Here is a 19,927-nt window from a genome sequence, read left to right on the forward strand (position 1 = left end):
GGTAGCGGAAAGCCACCGCCGGCCTCAACCTGCCTCGATGGCCAGTTCAACAGACGCGAGCGCTACAGTTTGGCCGGCATGTCGGCTTCGGCGTTGGCTGACGGCACGACCCGGCAATTGTCCGGCCTCGGAACTGACCTGCATATGGTCGCGCCCGTCATTTCGTCGGCGGACCGAGGCCCGGTCGCAAGCCCGAATTTCAGTATCGCCTGCGGATAGAGCTGCCGGTTGGATGAGGAGAGCTGTATGGCCGCGAACAGGCCGGGTCCGATCGCCATCTCCTCAAGATAAGCCTTGACCTTGTCCCCGGGCCCAACGGAACGCACGCTGAGGCGAACGGCCGGGCCGATGATGCGTTTGACGCCACCGGCAACCATGATCGGACAGGCCGAAGCACATTCGCCTTCAGCTTCGATGGTGAGACCAGTGTGCACGCCATCCTTGGCCAGGCAATCGACAGAGGGATCACAATCCACGAAATCGGTGTGGGCGACGACAACGTCGAGCTTGTGCTCCCGGATCAGTCTGCCGGCGGCAAGCGCGCCCTCTACATCGCCTCCTTGCGAGCTGATGACGATCGGCAGCCGCCGGCCGGCGACGGCATCGAGCACCTGGCGCAGCTTTTCCGGCGTCTGCGCGGTGATCGTACCCTCCGCCGAGATCCATTCCGGGCAATCGGGATTGCAGAGCGGGTTGCTGCCGCGGACAAGCACGAAGCGCATGTCCGCGCCCTTCGGCGTCGTCGCTTCAGCCGGGTTTGCCTGGGCGGTCGGGAGGTCCGCCGGCTTCGTATCTTTGCCCGCCTGGATCTCCCGGCAATTCGCCGGCATCGGATCTGCCTTGCAGATGGTTCCGGCAGTGAAAAGCTCGACCGTGTCCAGGGAGGTGACGAGGTTCATCCGGAGCATATTCGCGAGAACCAGCTGATGGATTTCGCTGGCGGGTGTGTTCTTCATCGTCAGGAACACACCATCGCCTATCCCCATTCCCTGCAGATAGGCCGAAAGCTTCTTCTCGACCGCCTTGCTCATTTCATAGGTCTTGTAGCTGCCGGCGTTCTTGCGGCTGACGACCTTGGTGCTGAGGATCTTCTTCTTGCCGTTCACGATCCGGTAGGTGGTCCGGTAGAGCAGCTTCTCGCGCATGAAGGTGGTGGTGACCTGATGGACGCCGAGATAGGCGAAATCCCCGACAACGCGGCGGACACCGCCGGAAAACATCAGCGGGCAAGCGGAATTGCACATGGCGCCGTCGTCATGGGCCACGCCGAAATAGTCGGCACGCCTGCCTTTGTTGTCCCTGCAATTCTTCATCTCCGGCTCGCAGCCGTAAAACACCGTCGTGCCGACGGCGATGTCGAGCTTGTTCTTGCGGATCAGCTGGCCAAGCGCCACCGCCGCATCGACATTGCCGCCGGGGGAATTGACGACCACCGGCAATTGCCGACCTTTGAGCGTCTTGAGCGTGCGCTTGAACAGCGACGGCGTCTCAGCCTCGATGGTGCCTTCCGCCGATATCCATTCCGGACAATTGGGCTCGCAGCCCGACGCATTGCTGCGCACGACAGCGAACCGCATCGACGGGATGTCCAGCGACTGCTCCTGAGCCTGCGCCGGCTGGACAGACAGGATCGCGGCGACCAACAGCATGAGGCGGACCATTGCCCGCAACCGCCATGCCTTCGCATCGAAACAGCGCCTCGGAACCACTCTTTCGCAAAGCTCCCTCAATGCAACCTATACTAGTTGCCGCGATGGCGCTTGCAACAGCTTTGAGGGATGGGCGTACGCAGCGCCAGTAAACGAAAAAGGGCGGCCCGAAGACCGCCCTTTCCTCGTCGATCCGGCTATTGCCGGATCGATTATTCCTTGATGGTGACGACGATGCCGGCACCGACGGTGCGGCCGCCTTCACGGATGGCGAAGCGCAGCTTCTCTTCCATGGCGATCGGCACGATCAGCTCGACATCGACCGTGATGTTGTCGCCAGGCATAACCATCTCGGTGCCTTCCGGCAGCGACACGATGCCGGTCACGTCGGTCGTGCGGAAGTAGAACTGCGGACGGTAGTTGGTGAAGAACGGCGTGTGACGGCCACCTTCGTCCTTGGTCAGGATGTAGGCTTCGGCCACGAACTTCTTGTGCGGCTTCACCGTACCGGGCTTCGCCAGAACCTGGCCGCGCTCGACACCTTCACGATCAACGCCACGCAGCAGCGCGCCGATGTTGTCGCCAGCCTGGCCCTGATCGAGCAGCTTGCGGAACATTTCAACGCCCGTGCAGGTCGTCTTGGTCGTCGGACGGATGCCGATGATCTCGAGTTCCTCGCCAACCTTGACAATGCCGCGCTCGACGCGGCCGGTCACGACCGTGCCACGGCCCGAGATCGAGAACACGTCTTCGATCGGCATCAGGAACGGCTTGTCGAGCGGACGAACCGGCGTCGGGATGTAGGCGTCGACCGCAGCCATCAGCTCGCGGATCGCGTCTTCGCCGATCGTCTTGTTGGAATCTTCAAGAGCAGCCAGCGCCGAACCCTTGACGATCGGAATGTCGTCGCCGGGGAATTCGTTCTTCGACAGAAGCTCGCGAACCTCGAGCTCGACCAGTTCGAGCAGCTCGGCGTCGTCGACCTGGTCGACCTTGTTGAGGAACACCACGATCGACGGCACGCCGACCTGACGGGCAAGCAGGATGTGCTCGCGGGTCTGCGGCATCGGGCCGTCGGCAGCCGAAACGACCAGGATCGCGCCGTCCATCTGCGCGGCACCGGTGATCATGTTCTTCACATAGTCGGCGTGGCCGGGGCAGTCGACGTGGGCGTAGTGGCGGTTGGCCGTCTCATATTCGACGTGAGCCGTCGAGATGGTGATGCCGCGGGCCTTCTCTTCGGGCGCCGCATCGATCTGGTCGTAGCGCTTGTACTCGCCAAAATACTTCGTGATTGCCGCCGTCAGCGACGTCTTGCCGTGATCGACGTGACCAATCGTGCCGATGTTCACATGAGGCTTGTTACGCTCGAATTTACCTTTTGCCATAGTCTCTTTCCTTGGACGGCCTTGACCTTCAGTTCAGTCGAATGCGGGGCGATTAACGACAAAGGCCAAAAAACACAAGCGTCTTTTGGCCGGGTGCCGTCTCACTCAGTCCAAACCTGGGATCCGATTGCGGGGATGTGGCGCTGATATAGGAAGGCGAAGCGTGAAATGAAATGGGCGACAGGCCGATTGACCGAGGCCCGCATCAAGTGCACCCATCGGCCAATCCCTGTCTGAATTCACGGCCAGTTGATGGCCCATTGCGGTCGCTATCGAGGTCTGATCTCCTGACCAGATGCATTTCATCCCCGCCTCAATCCGCGGCCCCCTGTTCATGATCGTTTCGACCGGGTCGTACCTGATCAACGATACGATGATGAAACTCGCGACCGCAGGCTTGCCGTCCTACGAAGTGCTGTTCCTGCGCGGGGTCGCGGCAACGCTTTGGGGCTTCCCGCTGTTGTTCCTGCTCGGCTACGGCAAACAGATCCCGCTGATCTTCGACGGCCATGTGCTGCGCAGGAACCTGCTCGAGATGGCGGCGATCCTTTGTTACGTCGTGGCGCTCGCCAACATGCAGATCGCCGATTCCACGGCGCTCGGACAAATCACGCCGCTGCTCATGCTGGTCGGCTCGTCGATCCTGTTTGGCGAGCGCATCGGTGGCCAGCGCATGGCGCTGATCGGGATCGGCTTCGTCGGCGCGCTGATGGTGGCGCAGCCGACCATGCAAGGCATTTCGGTCTACGCGCTGCTGGCGCTCGGCAACGCCACACTGGCAGCCGCGCGCGACCTTGCCGGCCGGCGTGTGCCGGCAGAGGTGCCGGGGATGATCGTGGCGATTTCCGCCGTCGTCGTGGTGCTGATCGGCGCCGGTGCCGCGCATCTGCTTTCCGAGCGCTGGGTCATGCCCGAGGCACGCCATTTGCTGCTGATGGCCGGCGCCGGTTTTTTCCTGATCTTCGGCCATTTCTTCATCTTCATGGCCTACCGCGTCGGACCGACCAGCGCGGTGGCGCCATTCTACTACTGTTTTACCGTCTGGGCGGTCATTTCAGGCCTGCTGGTGTTCGGGCAGTTCCCCAATACGTTGGCGGTCTGCGGCATCCTGCTGGTGGTGGTCAGCGGGCTGACCATCGTGTCACTGGATCAGCGCAAGCGCAGGCTGACCCTCGTCGCATAGCATCGACACCCGAGCGCCTGTTTCTGACTGTTGCAGAGGCCAGACTGATCGTCTATCCGGCGACGCCACGATCAATCAGCCAAGGGAGTTTCCCCATGACCGATTTTGACCAGAACAAGAACTCCGACGCCGAGCACAAGGCCGCCATTCGCAAGTCGCTGCTAGGCTGGGCGGTGTTCATCGCCGGAACGCTTATCTTCTTCGCCGCGGCCGATGCGGTGTTGATGCCATAGGCAAGCTGCCGCAAATACCGGCCTGAAGCTGGTCCTGCCTCGGCAATATTTTTGGAACTTCAGACGCTGCGGCTGGCACCTGCAGCGGTCGACCGTTTCACGGAAACGGCGACTGCTCCAGGCCTTTTGTCTTGACGCAATTCCGGACGGAAAACCGTTTCACACTTTTCCTGGAATTGCTCTAAAGCGTCCGCCTTCCGCTGAACTGGTGGTAAGCCCACAGCACAACTATCGCGCCAACCACTGAGACGATCAGGCTGGAGATGTTGAGCCCGGTGACACCCACGCCAAAGATCTGGCTGCAGATCACGCCGCCGACGATGGCGCCGACAATGCCGAGCACGATATCCATGAGCAGACCCTGACCGGTCTTGTTGACGATCTTGCTGCCGATGAAGCCGGCGATGGCGCCGAGAATGATCCAGCTGATGATACCCATTTTTTCCTCTCCATCCCTCGCAAGCCCGACATTTTCATATGATTGTCAAAACCACAAGCGAGCTTGAAATCCCGCCCGAATGCGCCATTGTCAGAGACGGGCTGGGCTTGGTTGAGAGATGGAGGATCCACTTATGGGACTTTTTGACAACGCCGTTCCTGGCGGCAACATCACCAAACCACTGATGATCGCGCTCGGCGCGCTGCTGGTGGGAAAGATGCTGAGCGGCAGAAGTGCCGATCAGCCCGATGCCGCTGCGCCGCCTGTTCCCGCTCCGACCGAAGCCAATCCCGGCGATGGCGGCCTGCTCGGTGGCCTGGGCGGCCTGCTCGACAAGCTCAAGAACGCCGGCCATGGCAATGTCGCCGATTCCTGGGTCGGCACCGGCCAGAACCAGTCGATCAACGCCAATGATCTCGGGGCCGCACTCGGGCCGCAGGTCATCCGCGAGATCGCGCAGCGCACTGGAATGGACGAGGGCGAACTGCTCAAGCAGTTGTCCACGGCTTTGCCCGGCATCGTCGACAAGCTGACGCCGAACGGCCAGGTGCCGCAGCAGCACCAGGTGGCGTCCGCGTTCAACAGCTAGGGCTGCACTGAAGCGTTGCGCGCATCGCCGCAGCGCTTCGGCTTGCTGGTCATGTGATGATATCTGGAGCGGGTAGCGGGAATCGAACCCGCATATTCAGCTTGGAAGGCTGCTGCTCTACCACTGAGCTATACCCGCGCCTTGCACTGAAGTACCGGATTCACTGGAAAAGCGCCATGCGCTTTTCGTCTCCGATGCTTTTCGTGTTTTTACGTTTCAGGGCTTCCGGGCCGGCAGTGGTGGAGAGGGTTGGATTCGAACCAACGTAAGCTAAGCTAACGGATTTACAGTCCGTCCCCTTTAACCACTCGGGCACCTCTCCAGTCTGCCGCCGGAGCCATGCAACGAGGCATTCGCGCCAATTCGGACCCGAGTTGTGTCTTCTCCGAAACCAGCGAAGCGCCTTATGGCGGCAAGGCCATTGGGTGTCAACCGCGCAGGAAGGGTTTTTCAATGTTGTTCGCCGACTGCGGCGACTGGGCATATCCTTGGCGGGAGGAGACAGCTATAGAAGCCGGCCATGAGCAACAATTCCAACACTCCCAAAGACACCCATTACGCCAAGCTGCGCCGCGCTTTTCGCGACGAGAAAAGCGGTGGCGCGCCGGCATTCAAGCCACGCCAGCCCGTGCCGCCCGGCGACAACGCCGCCGACGGCCTGGTGCGGCTTTATGGCCTGCACACGGTGCGGGCGGCGCTCGACAATCCGAAGCGCAAGATCCGGAAAATGCTGGTGACGCGCAATGCGGCCGAGCGTTTGGAGATCGCCGACCTCGCCGCCCTGCCCTTCAAGGCGGAACTGGTCGAACCCCGCGACATCGACAAGATCACCGGGTCGGATGCCGTGCACCAGGGCGTGCTGATCGAGGCGGAGCCGCTGAAGCCCAAGCGCCTCGATGCGCTGGGCGACGCAAAGCTGGTGCTGGTGCTCGACCAGGTCACCGATCCGCACAATGTCGGCGCCATCCTGCGCTCGGCGGTTGCCTTCGGCGCCGGCGCGCTGATCACCACGGCCCGCCACAGCCCGCAGGAGTCGGGCGTGCTGGCGAAAGCCGCCTCCGGCGCGCTCGAGCATATCGACCAGATCGAGGTGAAGAACCTCGCCGACGCGCTCGCCCAGTTGCACGAGGCCGGCTTCCGCACCATCGGGCTTGATTCGGAGGGCCCGGCGGAGCTCGAAAAGAGCTTTGCCGGAGAAAAGATCGCGCTGGTGCTAGGCGCCGAAGGCAAGGGCCTGCGCCAGAAGACGCGCGAGACGGTGACGACGCTGGCGCGGCTCGACATGCCTGGCGCGATCCATTCGCTCAACGTCTCGAATGCCGCGGCGATCAGCCTCTATGTCGCGCAGACATTCTTGAAGCGCGGCTGACCAGAAAGCGGCAGGGCCGCCTGCTAAATATCTCGAAGCGAGAAACGGGTTCCAGCGACAGCGCTGGAACCCGTTCTTGTGTAGGTCAGAAGATGACGACATGGGAACGTTGCGCCGCCCTCTCCTGACCTATGCCGCTTTACCTTTCACGTCGGCTGCCTCGCTGCCGACCTCGAAATTGGCCATCCGCTCCAGCGCGCGGACCAGCGCCGAATGATCTTCTTTTGCGCCGCCATTGGCCGCGCAGGAATTGAACAGCTGCTGCGTGGTCGAGGTGTTGGGCAGCGAAACACCAAGCGCCTTGGCGCCTTCCAGCGCCAGGTTGAGATCCTTTTGGTGCAGCTCGATACGGAAGCCCGGCGCAAACGTGCGCTTGACCATGCGCTCGCCATGCACCTCAAGAATGCGCGAGGCCGCCAGCCCGCCCATCAGCGCCTGCCTGACCTTGGCCGGGTCGGCGCCGGCTTTCGAAGCAAAAACAAGTGCTTCGGCGACAGCTTCAATCGTCAGCGCGACGACGATCTGGTTGGCGACCTTGGTGGTCTGGCCGACACCGTTCGGGCCGACCAGGGTGATGTTCTTGCCCATCTTCTCGAACACGGGTTTGGCGCGCTCGAAGGCCTTTTCCTCGCCGCCGACCATGATTGTCAGAGATGCCGCCTTGGCGCCGACCTCGCCGCCCGAAACCGGCGCGTCGAGGTAATCGCAGCCCAGTTCGTTGATCTTCTTCGCAAATATCTTGGTCTCGATCGGCGAGATCGAGCTCATGTCGATGACCAGCTTGCCCTTGGTCAGGCCCGATGCGACGCCGTTGTCGCCGAACAGCACCTCGGCGACCTGCGGGGTGTCGGGTACCATGGTGATGATGATGTCGGCGGCTTTTGCCACGGCGGCATGGCCGGTAACGGTCTTCAGCCCCTTGGCGATGAGATCGGCCGGTGGCTTCGAGCGGTGCTCGCTGGCGATGACCTTGTAGCCGGCATCCAGCAGATGCCCCGCCATCGGCGCGCCCATGATGCCGAGGCCGATGAAGCCGATCGTTTCCATTTTGGTTCTCCCGATGCTTGTGTGAACGCCCCCTCATCCGGCCCTTCGGGCCACCTTCTCCCCGAGGGGAGAAGAGGTTGCCGACGTTGGTGCGCGTCTCTTCTCCCCACCGGGGAGAAGGTGGCCGCGTAGCGGCCGGATGAGGGGGGCCTTAGCCGCTACGCCGCCGCACTCCCCTGACCGGCCAGTTCCCGAAACCAGCCCAGTCCAGCCTCGGTGCCCGCCTTTGGCTTGTACTCAGCCCCGATCCAGCCGGAATAGCCGATGCGGTCAATGTGGTCGTAGAGGAAGGGATAATTGATCTCGCCCGTCCCCGGCTCGTGACGGCCGGGATTGTCCGCAAGCTGGATATGCGCGATGCGGCCGAGGTTTGCCTCGATCTTACGGGCGAGATCCCCCTCCATGATCTGCATGTGATAGATGTCATATTGCAGGAACAGATTTTTCGAGCCGACGCGGTCGATGAGCGCTAATGCCTGATCCGAGTAATTGAGGAAGAAGCCGGGAATATCGCGGGTGTTGATCGGCTCGATCAAGAGCCTGATGCCGGCCTGCTCCAGTTTCTCCGCCGCGAAGGCGAGATTTTCGGCGAAAACATCCTCGAGCACCTTGCGATCGGCGCCGACGGGCGCGATGCCGGCCAGGCAATTGACCTGCGGACAGCCGAGCGCCTGTGCGTAGGTGATCGCCTTGGCGATGCCCTGGCGGAATTCCGGCACGCGGTCCGGCAACACGGCAATGCCGCGCTCGCCCTTGCCCCAGTCGCCGGCAGGAAGGTTGAACAGCACTTGCGTCAGGCCGTTCTTCTTCAACCTTGCGGCCACCACCTCCGGCGCATGCTCGTAAGGACCGATATATTCGACGCCCTTGAAGCCCGCGCGCGCGGCGGCATCGAAGCGGTCGAGGAAATCATGCTCGCCAAAGAGCATCGACAGATTGGCTGAAAAACGCGGCATACTTTTTCTCCTAATCCAGCATGACGATCGCGGTCGGCGCATCCTCATGGCTTTCCGCAAGGTCCTCGAATTCGGTGATCTTGTCGATCTCGGTGCCCATCGAGATGTTGGTGACGCGCTCCAGGATGAATTCGAGCACGACCGGAACCTGGTGCTCCTTCATCAGTTGCTGCGCCTGCTTGAAGGCGCCGGCAAACTCCTCCGGCTTGCGCACCCGGACCGCCTTGCACCCCATCGCCTCGGCAACGGCGACATGGTCGACGCCATAACCGGCCTCGGGATCTCCTGATCGGTTGATGTTCTCGAAGGCAAGGCTGACCTCGTAGTCCATCGCAAAACCCCGCTGCGCCTGGCGGATCAGGCCGAGATAGGCATTGTTCACGACGACATGGATGTAGGGCAACTTGTGCTGTGCGCCGACCGCCAGTTCCTCGATCATGAACTGGAAATCATAGTCGCCCGACAGCGCCACGATGGTGCGCTCCGGATCGGCGGCACGCACGCCGAGCGCTGCCGGCAGCGTCCAGCCGAGTGGGCCGGCCTGACCGCAATTGATCCAGTTGCGCGGCTTGTAGACATGCAGGAACTGCGCGCCGGCGATCTGCGACAGGCCGATGGTGGTGACATAGGTGACATCGCGGCCAAAGGCCTTGTTCATCTCCTCGTAGACGCGTTGCGGCTTCAGCGGCACCTGGTCGAAATGGGTCTTGCGCTTCATCGTCTTCTTGCGGGCCTGGCATTCCTTCGCCCAGCCCGACCAATCGCGCAATTTGCCTGATGTCTTCCACTCGGTGGCGACGTCGAGCAGCATCTTCAGCGCGGCACCCGCATCCGAGACGACGCCGAGGTCCGGCGCGAAGACACGGCCGATCTGCGTCGGCTCGATGTCGACGTGGATGAATTTCTTGCCCTTGGTGTAGACATCGACGGAGCCGGTGTGGCGGTTGGCCCAGCGGTTGCCGATGCCGAAGACGAAGTCGGCTTCGAGCATCGTGGCGTTGCCGTAGCGGTGCGACGTCTGCAGCCCGCACATGCCGGCCATCAGCCGATGGTCGTCGGGGATCGCGCCCCAGCCCATCAGCGTCGGGATGACCGGCACACCGGAGATTTCGGCGAACTCGATCAGCAGATCCGATGCATCGGCACTGATGATGCCGCCGCCGGCGACGATCAGCGGCTTTTCGGCCGCATTGAGCATCGCCAGCGCCTTTTCGGCCTGGGCGCGGGTCATCGCTGGTTTGAACGGCACCAGCGGCTCATAGGTTTCGATGTCGAATTCGATCTCGGCCAGTTGGACATCGACCGGCAAATCAATCAGCACCGGCCCCGGACGCGACGAGCGCATGAGGTGAAACGCCTTTTGCAGCGCCATCGGCACCAGATAGGGCTCCATGACGGTGACCGCCCATTTGGCGACCGGTGTGGCGATGGCGGCGATATCGACAGCCTGGAAATCCTCCTTGTTCAACCGTGCACGCGGTGCCTGGCCGGTGATGCAGAGGATCGGAATGGAATCCGCCGCCGCCGAGTAAAGTCCGGTGATCATGTCTGTGCCGGCCGGCCCCGAAGTGCCGATGCAGAGACCGATATTGCCTGCCTTGGCTCGCGTATAGCCTTCCGCCATGTGCGAGGCGCCCTCGACGTGGCGAGCCAGCACATGGCGGATCGTGCCTCTCGCCTTCAGCGCCGAATAGAGCGGATTGATCGCCGCGCCCGGCACGCCGAAAGCACAGGAAATGCCTTCCTTTTCGAGAACAAGAACCGCCGCATCGACAGCGTGCATCCTGGCCATTTGTCCGGCCCTCCACAGGGTTTGTCATTGTTGGATGGCCAAGAATGTCAGCACGTCGGCTATTTTTCAATTTTTTCAGAATATTTTTTCATTTCTAGAAAACGGCGACTGAGTGCTGATTTTATTGACTTTTCTGTTTTCCAAGAATTTGCCTTTCCGCCCGAGTGAAAAACTTTTTCATTGCTTGTTTGGTGAAATCAGCAAGGATGACGCCATGGACACGACCGAAAAACGCCAGCGCGGCCGGCCGCGCGCTTTCAATGGGCCATCCGAGGCCAGTTCGGTGCAGTCGCTCGACCGGGCCTTGCGCATCCTGGCCATTGTCGCTGAGGGCAGCGGCCTGTCGCTGAGCGAGATATCAGCGCAGAGCGGCCTTGCCGCCTCCACCGCCTACCGCATGCTGACGACTTTGCAAAACCACGGCATGGTTGAGTTCGACACATCAGACCAGCTGTGGTCGATCGGCGTCGAGACCTACCGCATGGGCGCGGCCTTCCTGCGCCGTCGCAAGCTGGTCGACCGCGCCCGCATCGTCATGCAGGAGCTGATGGAAAAGACCGGCGAGACGGCCAATCTCGGCGTCGCCGAGGATGATTGCGTGGTGTTTGTCAGCCAGGTCGAGACACACCAGGCGATCCGCGCCTTCTTCCGGCCGGGGACGCGCAGCCCCTTTCACGCGTCGGGCATCGGCAAGGCGGTGCTGGCCCATCTCGAACCGGAGCGCGTAGGCACCATCTTGCGCAAGGCTGGACTGCAGCGTTTCACTAACAAGACGCTTTCCGAGATCCCTGCCCTTGCCCACGATCTGGCTGTCATCAAGCAGCGCGGCTGGTCTGTCGATGACGAGGAACGGCATCCCGGCATGCGTTGCGTGGCGGCCGCCATCTTCAATGAATTCGGCGAGCCGATCGGCGGCGTCTCCGTGTCGGGGCCAACCGTGCGGGTGACGCCGGAGCGGCTGGCCGAGATCGGACCGATGGTGCGCAGCGCCGCAGCTGAGGTGACCAGGATGATCGGCGGCATGCACGCCGGCTGATCAGCCTGCCCCGGGCAGCGCACTCCTCGTCGCAATATCAAAGAAATCGAGCAGGATAGCCATGCCGACACCACAGGCGGTGAAGATGAGGCCGGCGATGAAGATGCGGTTGGCGCGTTCATAGACGCGCCGCTGCAGGGAGTTGATGTCGAGCAGCAGCGACAGCGCCCACATCTGCAAGGCGATGCCGGCCAGGATCGGCAGAACGGCGACAAGATGGTAGGCCCGCCAAGGGATCGGGTTGGCGGCCCAATGAGTGATGAACCCAAGCGAAAATGCCAGCAGGATGCCGACAGTGGTGACGGTGCCGTTGCGGAAAACCGTCTCGATCAGGTCTTCCCTGGGATCCTGCTCGTCCAAGACACCCTCCCTCAGTCGGCCATCGGGATAGACTAGACGCTGCGAAAATCGCTGTACAGCGCCCGCCAGATCGGATTTCACCGCCTTGCCGTGGCGTTCGAATGCATGCGAAAGGGCGCGGATGAGGAAAACGCTTCAGCTTTTGCTTGTCGCTTCGCTTTACGGATGCGTGGCGACGACACCTCGACCCGATGCCGGCGATCAACGCGTCGACCCTATTCCGTTCTCGCTCGCGCTTGAGGAGATCGTCACCACCGGCATTCGTCAGCGCTTGCCAGATCCTGCTTCCGCCAGGTTCGGCAGGACGCTTGCCGGCGAGCGGACGCTGAATGGCCGCAGGGAGATTTTGGTCTGCGGCTTCGTCAACGGCAAGGATCCGCCCGGCGGCTCTGGCGGCGACCAAGCCTTCATTGCCAAGATCTACCCGGATTCGGGAAGCAGCTTCGAACTCGTCACCATGGGCAGCGCTTCGGAAACGCGGCGTCTCGTCGGCAGGACCTGCAGCGCTGCCGGATTGCCGATCGCCGATTCCGACCTGAATATGCAACTGTAACTATCTGTGAGACGAACGAAAGAGGGGCTCGCGCGAGCCCCTCTTTTGTTGCGGAAATGGTCCTCCTCTCAGAGCCGGCAGTAGTGGCTGTAGCCGTCATGGCCGATGTAGGTGTCGGAGTCCGGATCGTAGCTCGAATAACGGTCGAAGCAGCGGCGGACGTGCCAGGAACCGCCGTCTTCGTCGACATAGACGGTGCGCGGCGGCTGCTGAGCGAGCAGGCTGCCCAGGACAAACCCGCCAACGCCGGCGGCGATGCCGATGCCGAGGTCGTGGTGATGCGAATGGGCCGCCGAAGGCTGGACGGTGCCGACCAATGCGGTGGCGGCGACGGTGGAGGCGATGAGGCCAGAAACGAGTGTGCGCTTGAACATGACGATCTCCTTGGTTTGGTTACCGAGGCGATTCATCCGCCTCTTGATCATGTGTCGCTGCGGCAACGAAAAAGGTTCGAATATTTTTTCGAATAGATGGTGATCGCCCAATTCGAAGTGGCATGTGACGCCAATCATCAACAATGGTCGCGCATGACGACACGCAGACGCGAAGAAGGGCGGTCGAAGCCGCCCTTCTCCAATCGCGTCGCCAGATAGGTTCAGTAGATGATGATGTGATGATGATGGTGGTGGCGGTGATGATGATGATGGTGCCACCAGTAGTCCGGATAATCCGGATAGTCCGAGTAATCCTCGTAATAACCGTGGTGGTGATGATGGTGCATGCCATGGGCCGACGACGTCTGAACCGTGGCGGCCAGCGCGCCTGTGGCGACGAAAATAGCTGCGAGAGCGGAAGTGAGCGTGCGCTTGAACATGATGATCTCCTGGATCCTTGACCGAGGCGACCATTCGCCTCTGGAGATCAGTCGGCGGAGTGCGGCAAAAGGTTCGAAAGGTGGAGGAGATTTTTCGGCCAGTAAAGAAATTCACTCTACGCAACCGCACATTGCAATCTCTATTCCCTCCTGCCTGTTCCCTATTCCCTATTCCTCACCCCATGCCCGTGACATGGCGAAGCCAGAAGGCGAGCGCGATGAAGCCGATGATCGTGGTGACCCCGGTCCAGTCGACATTGGCCTTCTTTACGTCGCTGATGAGCCTCACGAGCAGCATCCAGGCGATGACGACGATGGGGAGAATGATGACAAGCCTGATCATGCGACACTCCAGTCAGAAGCGATTGCACCTGACGAATATGTAGGAAGCGGGTTTGTGGATTTCAGCACCCGCCTGCACCGCGTCATCCACCGCTGCACGTAACCGAAAACGGAGTTTTGTCTTTACTGGCGCAACAAATATGCTAACCGGAGCGCCGTGCCCTTGTAGCTCAGCTGGTAGAGCAGCGGTTTTGTAAACCGAAGGTCGGCGGTTCGATTCCGTCCGGGGGCACCAGTTTCCTTCAGACTTAGGCCACGCGACACGGCTGGCGCTAGTCCATTCTCATGCTCGGTTTGGTCGGTGATAAAGGTGCAAGGCACATCATTCGCCGATGAGATAATCGATGAGCTTTCGGCATCATCCCCTAGTTCGGACATTTCTCGAAAAAAGCCGATCGTTGGATTTCCGGCAGGCCTTCAAACTGAACCCGAACCACTTCGATCCTTGCTCCGACCTTCTGAAAGACAAGATGCATGTTGTCGTAGTCGTGTTGGGATGCTGCTTGGCCATCTGATCGGGTGACCGTGACGGGGTGGAGGCCTATCCCGATTTCGTCGCTGGCAACGAGTGCAGATTCAGTGACTTGATCGACAGTGGTAACCAATACGCCGCTGCGCTTGTCCAGGATGCTCGCCGTCGCCTCTCCACCAGACGGTGCCGCAAACGTCACTCTGTCCATCGTCGGCTGAGAAATGTCCTTGCTGCAATCCGGCGACCACGCGCCAATGAGGCCAAATTGCTTCATAGGCCCTTCGATGTCACCGCTAAAGGCTGGCGCGGAAAACACCCCAGATGCCAAGAGAGCCCCGAAAAAGATTCGCATTGCCCCTCCTGCACGCGTTCCCATGCCGCACGCGCAAGTTGGGCACTGAACTTAGGCACGTCTATGACCGACTCTCGAGTGGTTCACGCAGGCTGCGCCAAGGGTGGGCGGCTCGATCGCCAGCCCCAGCCCGCTATGAGGCGCGGGCAACTTGCCCAGATGCGCCCGTCCTGTTGAACGTGTTCCTCACCCTGATCGACTTATAGACATAAGCGACCCAGATGCCGGTCCCAACAAACGAGGCTATTGGTGCTACCAGCGCATCGTCTGCGAGCACCTGGTTCACCGGAACACCCAGAATTAACGCGATCCAGATCGTGTCCAGGACGAAAACAACAGGGATCGCAAGCCACTGAAGCAGAAACAATTGCGGGAACCGGCGGCTCCGCCGCAGCATCGAAACGAGCACAACGAGTTGAAGCGCCAGAAATGCCAGATTGAGAGCAACCTCGCCATACACCGCCAGTGGTCCATTTGAGAGGGTCATGAGTTGCTGGTAGCCGTCGGCCGAATTGGCGAAGTCGGCGAGTGTGCGCAGCGGTGACAATGCCTGACCGATAGCCAGCAGCATCAGCCAGCCGCCGAAGCCCACAAGAGCCTCAGGATTCTGTGACGGCTTCGCGGCGGATCGAATCGCAAAGAAAGCAGGCACGCCGATTAAAAGCAGCACGATTGCCCAGTGCCAGATTGAAAACGCCCCCATTTACCCTTCCTCCCCCTTCTAATGCCCCTATAGGTTGTATCAGATTTCAAGCTCAACTCAAGAGGTGAGCCTCGCGCAAAACGACGTTTATGCCGAAGCGAAGATTTCTCCTGCCTGCTGCTGACTCCCTCACACGCCGATCGCCGACACCAAAATCCGGTTCTGCCTCCGTATTGCCGCGCGCAGCTCCGGTATCCTGGCCTCGTCGCGCTTCACGAACTCGATGAACATCATGTTCATGTTGTTGAAAATCAGTTCGCCCAGCGCTGCCCCGTCTATGTCCTGGCGCACCAGGCCAATCTCCTGCAGCCGGGCGATCAGCGCGCGGATCTGTTCGGTCAGTGAGCGGTCGAGCGCCGTGTAGGCCTGGCCGAACGGGCTGTCGGGCAATTGCGTCGAGATCGCCATCGCCTGCCGCCACATCTCCTTGCTGAGATAGTGCAGCGAGTGCTCGATGTAGATGCCGATCAGCGTGTCCAGTGCGTCGCCGACATTGGCCGGCGGCCTGGCGACGACGCCGCGTCCGGCGTTGAGCACCTCGTTGACTTCCAGTGAGACGATGGCGCCGAGGATGTCGCCCTTGTTCTCATAGTAATTGTAGATCGTGCCGATCGACACTTCCGCCTGGGCCGCGATCGCCTCGATCTTGGCGCCCTCATAGCCGGCCTCGCGGAAAAGCTCTGCGGCCGCCTCGATGATGCGCCTGTGCCGGTCCGCCTTTTGCCTTGCCCGCAATCCGATCATATCAGCCTCTTGCCACAAAAACAGAATTGACTCAATTTTAGAATTGGTTCAATTTTTTGCAAGAAGCCACAAAGGCAAGGGAGAACACTCGATGTCCGTCAAATCCGCATCCAGGAATCCTCATTCCGTCCTGAAGCGTCATCTGCACGCCGCGTGCGCCGCCACAGCACTGCTGCTCGGGGCAGGCAGCCTCGCCGAGGCCGCCGATCTTAACGCGCTGATCTGGTGCGATCATTCCGATCCCGCACTTCTGCAGCCCTTCGAGGAAGCAAACAACGTCAAGGTCAACGTCAAGGAGTTCGAGGGCACCGGCGCCGGCCTGGCTATTGTCGAACAGTCGCAGCCCGGCGACTGGGACGTGATGGTGATCGACTCGATCGACGTGCCGCGTGGGGTCGAAAAGGGCCTGTTCGAGCCGTTACCGGAAGACAAGTTGCCCTTCGCCGACCTCTTCCCGCAGGTGAAGATGGACGGCTCCACCGTCGTCGGCGGCAAGCGCTACGGCATCACCGAAAAATTCGGCTACAACACGATCGGCTTCAACAAAACCAAGGTCGATCCGGCCGACATGCAGTCCCTGGCTTCGCTGACATCAGACAAATACAAGGGCAAGGTCGCCATCTACGACTATTACCTGCCGGTCATCGGCATGGCGGCGCTCGCCATCGGCAAGAAGACGGCGGATTTGACCGAAGCCGACCTGCCCGCCCTCAAGGCAGAGCTTCTCAAGATGAAGGCCAATGCCAAGCTGGTCGGCGAAGTCACCGCCAGCCAGACGGCGCTCGCCACCGGCGAGGTCGACATCCTGGTCGGCGGCGGCGAATGGGTGACGGCGGGACTGGCCAAAGAGAATCCTGCTCTCGACTTCTCCATCCCCAAGGAGGGCGCGGTGCTGTGGTCGCAGTCGCTGGCCATGTTCAAGGATTCCAAGAACAAGGACATGGCGCTGAAGTTCATCCAGTACATCATGAGCCCGGAAGGCCAGGCGCGGCTTGCAACCTCCTCCTGCTACTGGGGCATGCCGTCCAACACCAAGGCCGCACTCACCGACGACCAGAAGAAGGTGCTGCGCTTCGACGAACAGCCCGGCTTCCTTGCCCGTGCGCAGGCGTATCCGGCGCCGAATGCCGATCTCGACAAGAAGATGCAGGACATGTGGACCGAAATGCTGCAGGCGAAATGATCGGTAGCCGCTCGTGAGTTCAAATGGGAACAGCGGACGCGCCCTGCCCCGGGCGAGCAAAGCTCTGCCCTGGGCGCTGGTCACGCCGGCGCTCGGCTGGACGCTGCTGTTCTTCGTGCTGCCCTTCATCGCCATGGGGTTTTCCAGCCTGACGGCGCATGAGGGCGGCGGCTTCACGCTCAGCAACTACAGCCAGTTCTTCACCAACCCCTCCTACTGGCAGGCGATGGTCAACTCGCTGCAAGTGACGGCGATCGTCACCGTGGTCTCGGTGCTGCTTGCCTATCCCTTCGCCTGGATCCTGGCGGAACAGGTGCCGGAACGCTGGCAGCGGCTGGCGCTGATGCTGGCCGTGCTGCCGTTCTGGACTTCCTACGTCGTGCGTTCCTATTCCTGGCTGCTGGTGCTGGCACAGAACGGCGTCATCAACCGCGCGCTCACCGGTTCCGGCCTGATCGCCGAGCCGCTGCAGCTCGCCAATACTCGGCTAGCCACCGTCACCGGCTTCGTGCATTTCTTCGTCATGCTTTTGACGCTGACCATTTTCGCCAACCTCAAGCAGCTCAGCCCGAGCTACCGCAAGGCAGCCGCCGATCTCGGCGCCGGGCCGGTGCGCACCTTCCTGCATGTCGTTTTGCCGCTGACCTTGCCCGGTATCATGGTCGGCGCCTTCCTGACCTTCGTGCTGTGCATCGGCGACTACATCACGCCGCAGATCCTCGGCGGCAACAACGAGCTGCTGATGCCGCAGCTGGTGATGATGCAGATCGGCCGGCGCGGCGATTTTCCGCTGGCCTCGGCGCTGTCGATCATCCTGATGGCGGTCGTAACGATCGCCTACCTTGCCTGCGCGCGCTGGCTGAAGATCGAGCGGGCCTGAGATGCGCCCGTTTGTCCGCATCGCATCCTGGGCCTATGCGCTTGCCGTCTACGGCTTCATCTTCCTGCCGGTGGTTGTGCTGGTGCTGTTTTCGCTGCAGGCAACCTCGTTTCCGATCCCGCCCTTCACCGGCCCGTCGCTGCGCTGGTATGACGCCGTGCTCTCCGACGCGAGGCTGACCTCGGCGCTGGTCAATTCATTGCTGGTGGCGTCAATCTCCTCAGCCACCGCCGTCACGCTCGGCTTCCTCTCGGCCTGGGGTTTTGCACGCTTCGTGCTGCCGGGCTCCGGCCTGTTGCGCGGCCTGATCACGCTGCCGCTGACGGTCAGCTACCTCATCATCGGCATGGGGCTCCTGGTGCTGTTCAACTGGGCCGGCGTGCCGAAATCGCTGCTTGCCGCCGGCATCGGCCATGTCGTGATCAACCTGCCGCTGTGCTTCGCCATCATCTACAGCCAGATGGGCGACCACCAGATCAACATCGAACGCGCCGCGCGCGATCTCGGCGCGCCGGAATGGAGGGTGCTGCTGCTGATCACCGTGCCGGTCATGGCGCCCGCTATCTTCGCCGGCTTCTTCCTGTCGATGACCTTCTCCTGGGACGAGTTCGTGATCTCCTTCCTGCTGACGCGCTTCGACACCACGCTGCCGGTGGAAATCTGAAACCTGCTGCGCTCCGGCCTCAATCCGAAAACCAACGCGGTCGGCTCGCTGGTCTTCGCCGTTTCCATCGTGCTGGTCGTGCTGTTCGAACTGACATTGCTGCGCAAGAGAAAAACATGACCGCGCCCCTGGTCGATATCCGCGCCGTCTCACACCGTTTCGGGCAGCTGGCGGTGCTGAAGAACGTCTCGCTCAGGATCGAGCCAGGCAGCTACACGATCCTGCTTGGGCCATCCGGGTCCGGCAAGACGACGCTGCTGTCCATACTGGGCGGCTTCGTCACGCCTAGCGAAGGCAAGGTGTTCATTCGCGGCGAGGACTGCACCGCGGTGCCGCCGGCCAAACGCCCAACGACGACGGTGTTCCAGGACTATGCGCTGTTTCCGCATATGAGCGTCGGCGGCAATGTCGGCTTCGGGCTGCGCATGCAGGGCGTCGATGGTGCAACGCGAGCCGCGAAAGCGCGCGAGACGCTGGCGCTTGTCGGGTTGGCTGCCGCGTTCGACAAGAAACCACACCAGCTCTCCGGCGGCCAGCGGCAGCGCGTGGCGCTGGCGCGCGCGCTGGTGATCGAGCCGGCGGTGCTGTTGCTCGACGAGCCGCTCGGTGCGCTCGACCTCAAACTGCGCCGCCAGATGCAGGACGAGTTGAAGGCGATCCAGAAGCGCGTCGGCACAGCCTTCATCCATGTCACCCACGACCAGGAAGAAGCGATGGCACTGGCCGACCACTGCGTGGTGATGAATGACGGCCGCATCGAGGACGAAGGCCCGCCAGAACGCGTCTATGCTAGGCCAGCGACGCGTTTTTCGGCGACCTTCATGGGTGAAAGCACCATCCTTGCCGGCACGGTCACGCAGGCCGGAGACAGGACGAGCACGGTCTCGACGCCGGTCGGACCGGTTTTGGTGCCCAGCGCCTTGCCAGCGGGCTCGGCTGTTGCGCTGGCCATTCGGCCGGAGCACCTTGCTTTCGGTGCAGCGCGGGCCGTGAAGCTGGGGATGGCAGAGGTACGCGACGTCGTCTTCCAGGGCAGTTTCAAGCGCGTGCTCGCGGTTTCCGCCGAAGACCCCTCGTTGCAGTTCATTGCAAAACTGCCCGCGTCAGCCACCGTCCAGCCCGGCGACACTGTTGCCGTTTCATGCGATACCGACCAGATCATCGTTTTGACGGACTGAA

At 61.5% G+C, this 19,927-nt stretch carries 22 protein-coding genes, 3 tRNA genes and 1 pseudogene; 11 read left to right on the top strand and 15 right to left on the bottom strand.

The features are described from left to right. Positions 1-62: 62 nt before the first annotated feature. Entirely contained in the window at positions 63-1,661 is a 1,599-nt protein-coding gene (locus ACZYHG_RS24000; RefSeq protein WP_464610649.1) for a COG3904 family protein, read from the bottom strand. 200 nt (positions 1,662-1,861) lie between these two features. Next, complete coding sequence (gene tuf, locus ACZYHG_RS24005; RefSeq protein WP_027044958.1) at positions 1,862-3,037, bottom strand: elongation factor Tu; 1,176 nt, start codon at positions 3,035-3,037, stop codon at positions 1,862-1,864. A 295-nt stretch (positions 3,038-3,332) separates the two neighbouring features. On the opposite strand from tuf, the gene ACZYHG_RS24010 reads away from it, so the two are divergent. Next, entirely contained in the window at positions 3,333-4,220 is an 888-nt protein-coding gene (locus ACZYHG_RS24010) for a DMT family transporter (protein ID WP_464610650.1), read from the top strand. Between the two features lie 95 nt (positions 4,221-4,315). Continuing rightward, the gene (locus ACZYHG_RS24015) at positions 4,316-4,453 is read left to right on the top strand and encodes a hypothetical protein (protein WP_464610651.1); all 138 of its coding nucleotides are present in this window, start codon (positions 4,316-4,318) and stop codon (positions 4,451-4,453) included. 181 nt (positions 4,454-4,634) lie between these two features. Here ACZYHG_RS24015 and ACZYHG_RS24020 read toward each other — a convergent pair whose 3' ends face one another. Continuing rightward, entirely contained in the window at positions 4,635-4,892 is a 258-nt protein-coding gene (locus ACZYHG_RS24020; RefSeq protein ID WP_027028819.1) for a GlsB/YeaQ/YmgE family stress response membrane protein, read from the bottom strand. A gap of 133 nt (positions 4,893-5,025) precedes the next feature. On the opposite strand from ACZYHG_RS24020, the gene ACZYHG_RS24025 reads away from it, so the two are divergent. Beyond that, positions 5,026-5,481: a YidB family protein gene (locus ACZYHG_RS24025; RefSeq protein WP_464610652.1), complete on the top strand. Its 456-nt coding sequence runs from the start codon at positions 5,026-5,028 to the stop codon at positions 5,479-5,481. 64 nt (positions 5,482-5,545) lie between these two features. Here ACZYHG_RS24025 and ACZYHG_RS24030 read toward each other — a convergent pair. Further along, positions 5,546-5,619, bottom strand: a tRNA-Gly gene (locus tag ACZYHG_RS24030). Positions 5,620-5,718: 99 nt separating this feature from the next. Next, positions 5,719-5,803: transfer RNA gene (locus tag ACZYHG_RS24035), tRNA-Tyr, on the bottom strand. 198 nt (positions 5,804-6,001) lie between these two features. On the opposite strand from ACZYHG_RS24035, the gene ACZYHG_RS24040 reads away from it, so the two are divergent. Further along, positions 6,002-6,850 (top strand): TrmH family RNA methyltransferase, encoded by an 849-nt coding sequence (locus ACZYHG_RS24040; protein WP_464610653.1) that lies wholly within the window; start codon positions 6,002-6,004, stop codon positions 6,848-6,850. Between the two features lie 129 nt (positions 6,851-6,979). On the opposite strand, the gene ACZYHG_RS24045 is transcribed toward ACZYHG_RS24040, so the two are convergent. The 3 genes from ACZYHG_RS24045 to gcl form a co-directional block, all read right to left on the bottom strand. After that, positions 6,980-7,897, bottom strand: a complete 918-nt coding sequence (locus ACZYHG_RS24045; RefSeq protein WP_464610654.1) for a 2-hydroxy-3-oxopropionate reductase — start codon at positions 7,895-7,897, stop codon at positions 6,980-6,982. Between the two features lie 158 nt (positions 7,898-8,055). Next, on the bottom strand, positions 8,056-8,853 hold the full coding sequence (otnI, locus tag ACZYHG_RS24050) for a 2-oxo-tetronate isomerase (protein WP_464610655.1): 798 nt from the start codon (positions 8,851-8,853) through the stop codon (positions 8,056-8,058). 10 nt (positions 8,854-8,863) lie between these two features. Continuing rightward, positions 8,864-10,645 carry a glyoxylate carboligase gene (gcl, locus tag ACZYHG_RS24055; RefSeq protein WP_464610656.1) on the bottom strand — a complete coding sequence of 594 codons (1,782 nt, stop codon included), beginning with the start codon at positions 10,643-10,645 and terminating at the stop codon, positions 8,864-8,866. 214 nt (positions 10,646-10,859) lie between these two features. On the opposite strand from gcl, the gene bhcR reads away from it, so the two are divergent. After that, positions 10,860-11,681 (top strand): HTH-type transcriptional regulator BhcR, encoded by an 822-nt coding sequence (bhcR, locus tag ACZYHG_RS24060; protein ID WP_464610657.1) that lies wholly within the window; start codon positions 10,860-10,862, stop codon positions 11,679-11,681. Here the strand turns inward: bhcR and ACZYHG_RS24065 are convergent, their stop codons facing one another. Then, positions 11,682-12,041 (bottom strand): hypothetical protein, encoded by a 360-nt coding sequence (locus tag ACZYHG_RS24065; RefSeq protein ID WP_464610658.1) that lies wholly within the window; start codon positions 12,039-12,041, stop codon positions 11,682-11,684. 121 nt (positions 12,042-12,162) lie between these two features. Between ACZYHG_RS24065 and ACZYHG_RS24070 the strand changes: the two genes are divergently transcribed. Next, positions 12,163-12,594 carry a hypothetical protein gene (locus tag ACZYHG_RS24070; protein WP_464610659.1) on the top strand — a complete coding sequence of 144 codons (432 nt, stop codon included), beginning with the start codon at positions 12,163-12,165 and terminating at the stop codon, positions 12,592-12,594. Between the two features lie 68 nt (positions 12,595-12,662). Here the strand turns inward: ACZYHG_RS24070 and ACZYHG_RS24075 are convergent, their stop codons facing one another. From ACZYHG_RS24075 to ACZYHG_RS24085, 3 genes are all read right to left on the bottom strand, one after another. Further along, a complete protein-coding gene (locus ACZYHG_RS24075; RefSeq protein WP_027028810.1) occupies positions 12,663-12,968 on the bottom strand; it encodes a BA14K family protein in 306 nt (101 codons plus the stop codon). 221 nt (positions 12,969-13,189) lie between these two features. Next, positions 13,190-13,408 (bottom strand): hypothetical protein, encoded by a 219-nt coding sequence (locus ACZYHG_RS24080; protein WP_464610660.1) that lies wholly within the window; start codon positions 13,406-13,408, stop codon positions 13,190-13,192. 175 nt (positions 13,409-13,583) lie between these two features. Further along, a complete protein-coding gene (locus ACZYHG_RS24085) occupies positions 13,584-13,751 on the bottom strand; it encodes a hypothetical protein (RefSeq protein ID WP_464610661.1) in 168 nt (55 codons plus the stop codon). 158 nt (positions 13,752-13,909) lie between these two features. On the opposite strand from ACZYHG_RS24085, the gene ACZYHG_RS24090 reads away from it, so the two are divergent. After that, positions 13,910-13,985, top strand: a tRNA-Thr gene (locus ACZYHG_RS24090). Positions 13,986-14,115: 130 nt separating this feature from the next. On the opposite strand, the gene ACZYHG_RS24095 is transcribed toward ACZYHG_RS24090, so the two are convergent. From ACZYHG_RS24095 to ACZYHG_RS24105, 3 genes are all read right to left on the bottom strand, one after another. Continuing rightward, positions 14,116-14,574: a hypothetical protein gene (locus ACZYHG_RS24095; protein WP_464610662.1), complete on the bottom strand. Its 459-nt coding sequence runs from the start codon at positions 14,572-14,574 to the stop codon at positions 14,116-14,118. Positions 14,575-14,707: 133 nt separating this feature from the next. Continuing rightward, a complete protein-coding gene (locus ACZYHG_RS24100) occupies positions 14,708-15,277 on the bottom strand; it encodes a DUF2569 domain-containing protein (protein WP_464610663.1) in 570 nt (189 codons plus the stop codon). Positions 15,278-15,406: 129 nt separating this feature from the next. Next, a complete protein-coding gene (locus ACZYHG_RS24105; protein WP_464610664.1) occupies positions 15,407-16,021 on the bottom strand; it encodes a TetR/AcrR family transcriptional regulator in 615 nt (204 codons plus the stop codon). Positions 16,022-16,112: 91 nt separating this feature from the next. Here ACZYHG_RS24105 and ACZYHG_RS24110 point away from each other — a divergent pair, with 91 nt between their 5' ends. From ACZYHG_RS24110 to ACZYHG_RS24125, 4 genes and pseudogenes are all read left to right on the top strand, one after another. Beyond that, entirely contained in the window at positions 16,113-17,204 is a 1,092-nt protein-coding gene (locus tag ACZYHG_RS24110) for a polyamine ABC transporter substrate-binding protein (RefSeq protein WP_464610665.1), read from the top strand. Positions 17,205-17,217: 13 nt separating this feature from the next. Continuing rightward, positions 17,218-18,084, top strand: a complete 867-nt coding sequence (locus tag ACZYHG_RS24115; protein ID WP_464610666.1) for an ABC transporter permease — start codon at positions 17,218-17,220, stop codon at positions 18,082-18,084. A gap of 1 nt (position 18,085) precedes the next feature. Then, a pseudogene (locus ACZYHG_RS24120) lies at positions 18,086-18,868 on the top strand (ABC transporter permease). Continuing rightward, positions 18,865-19,926, top strand: a complete 1,062-nt coding sequence (locus ACZYHG_RS24125; protein WP_464610667.1) for an ABC transporter ATP-binding protein — start codon at positions 18,865-18,867, stop codon at positions 19,924-19,926. The pseudogene ACZYHG_RS24120 and the gene ACZYHG_RS24125 overlap by 4 nt, the downstream one beginning before the upstream one ends. Position 19,927 lies beyond the last annotated feature (1 nt).

It is taken from the genome of Mesorhizobium subarcticum (genome assembly GCF_055456085.1).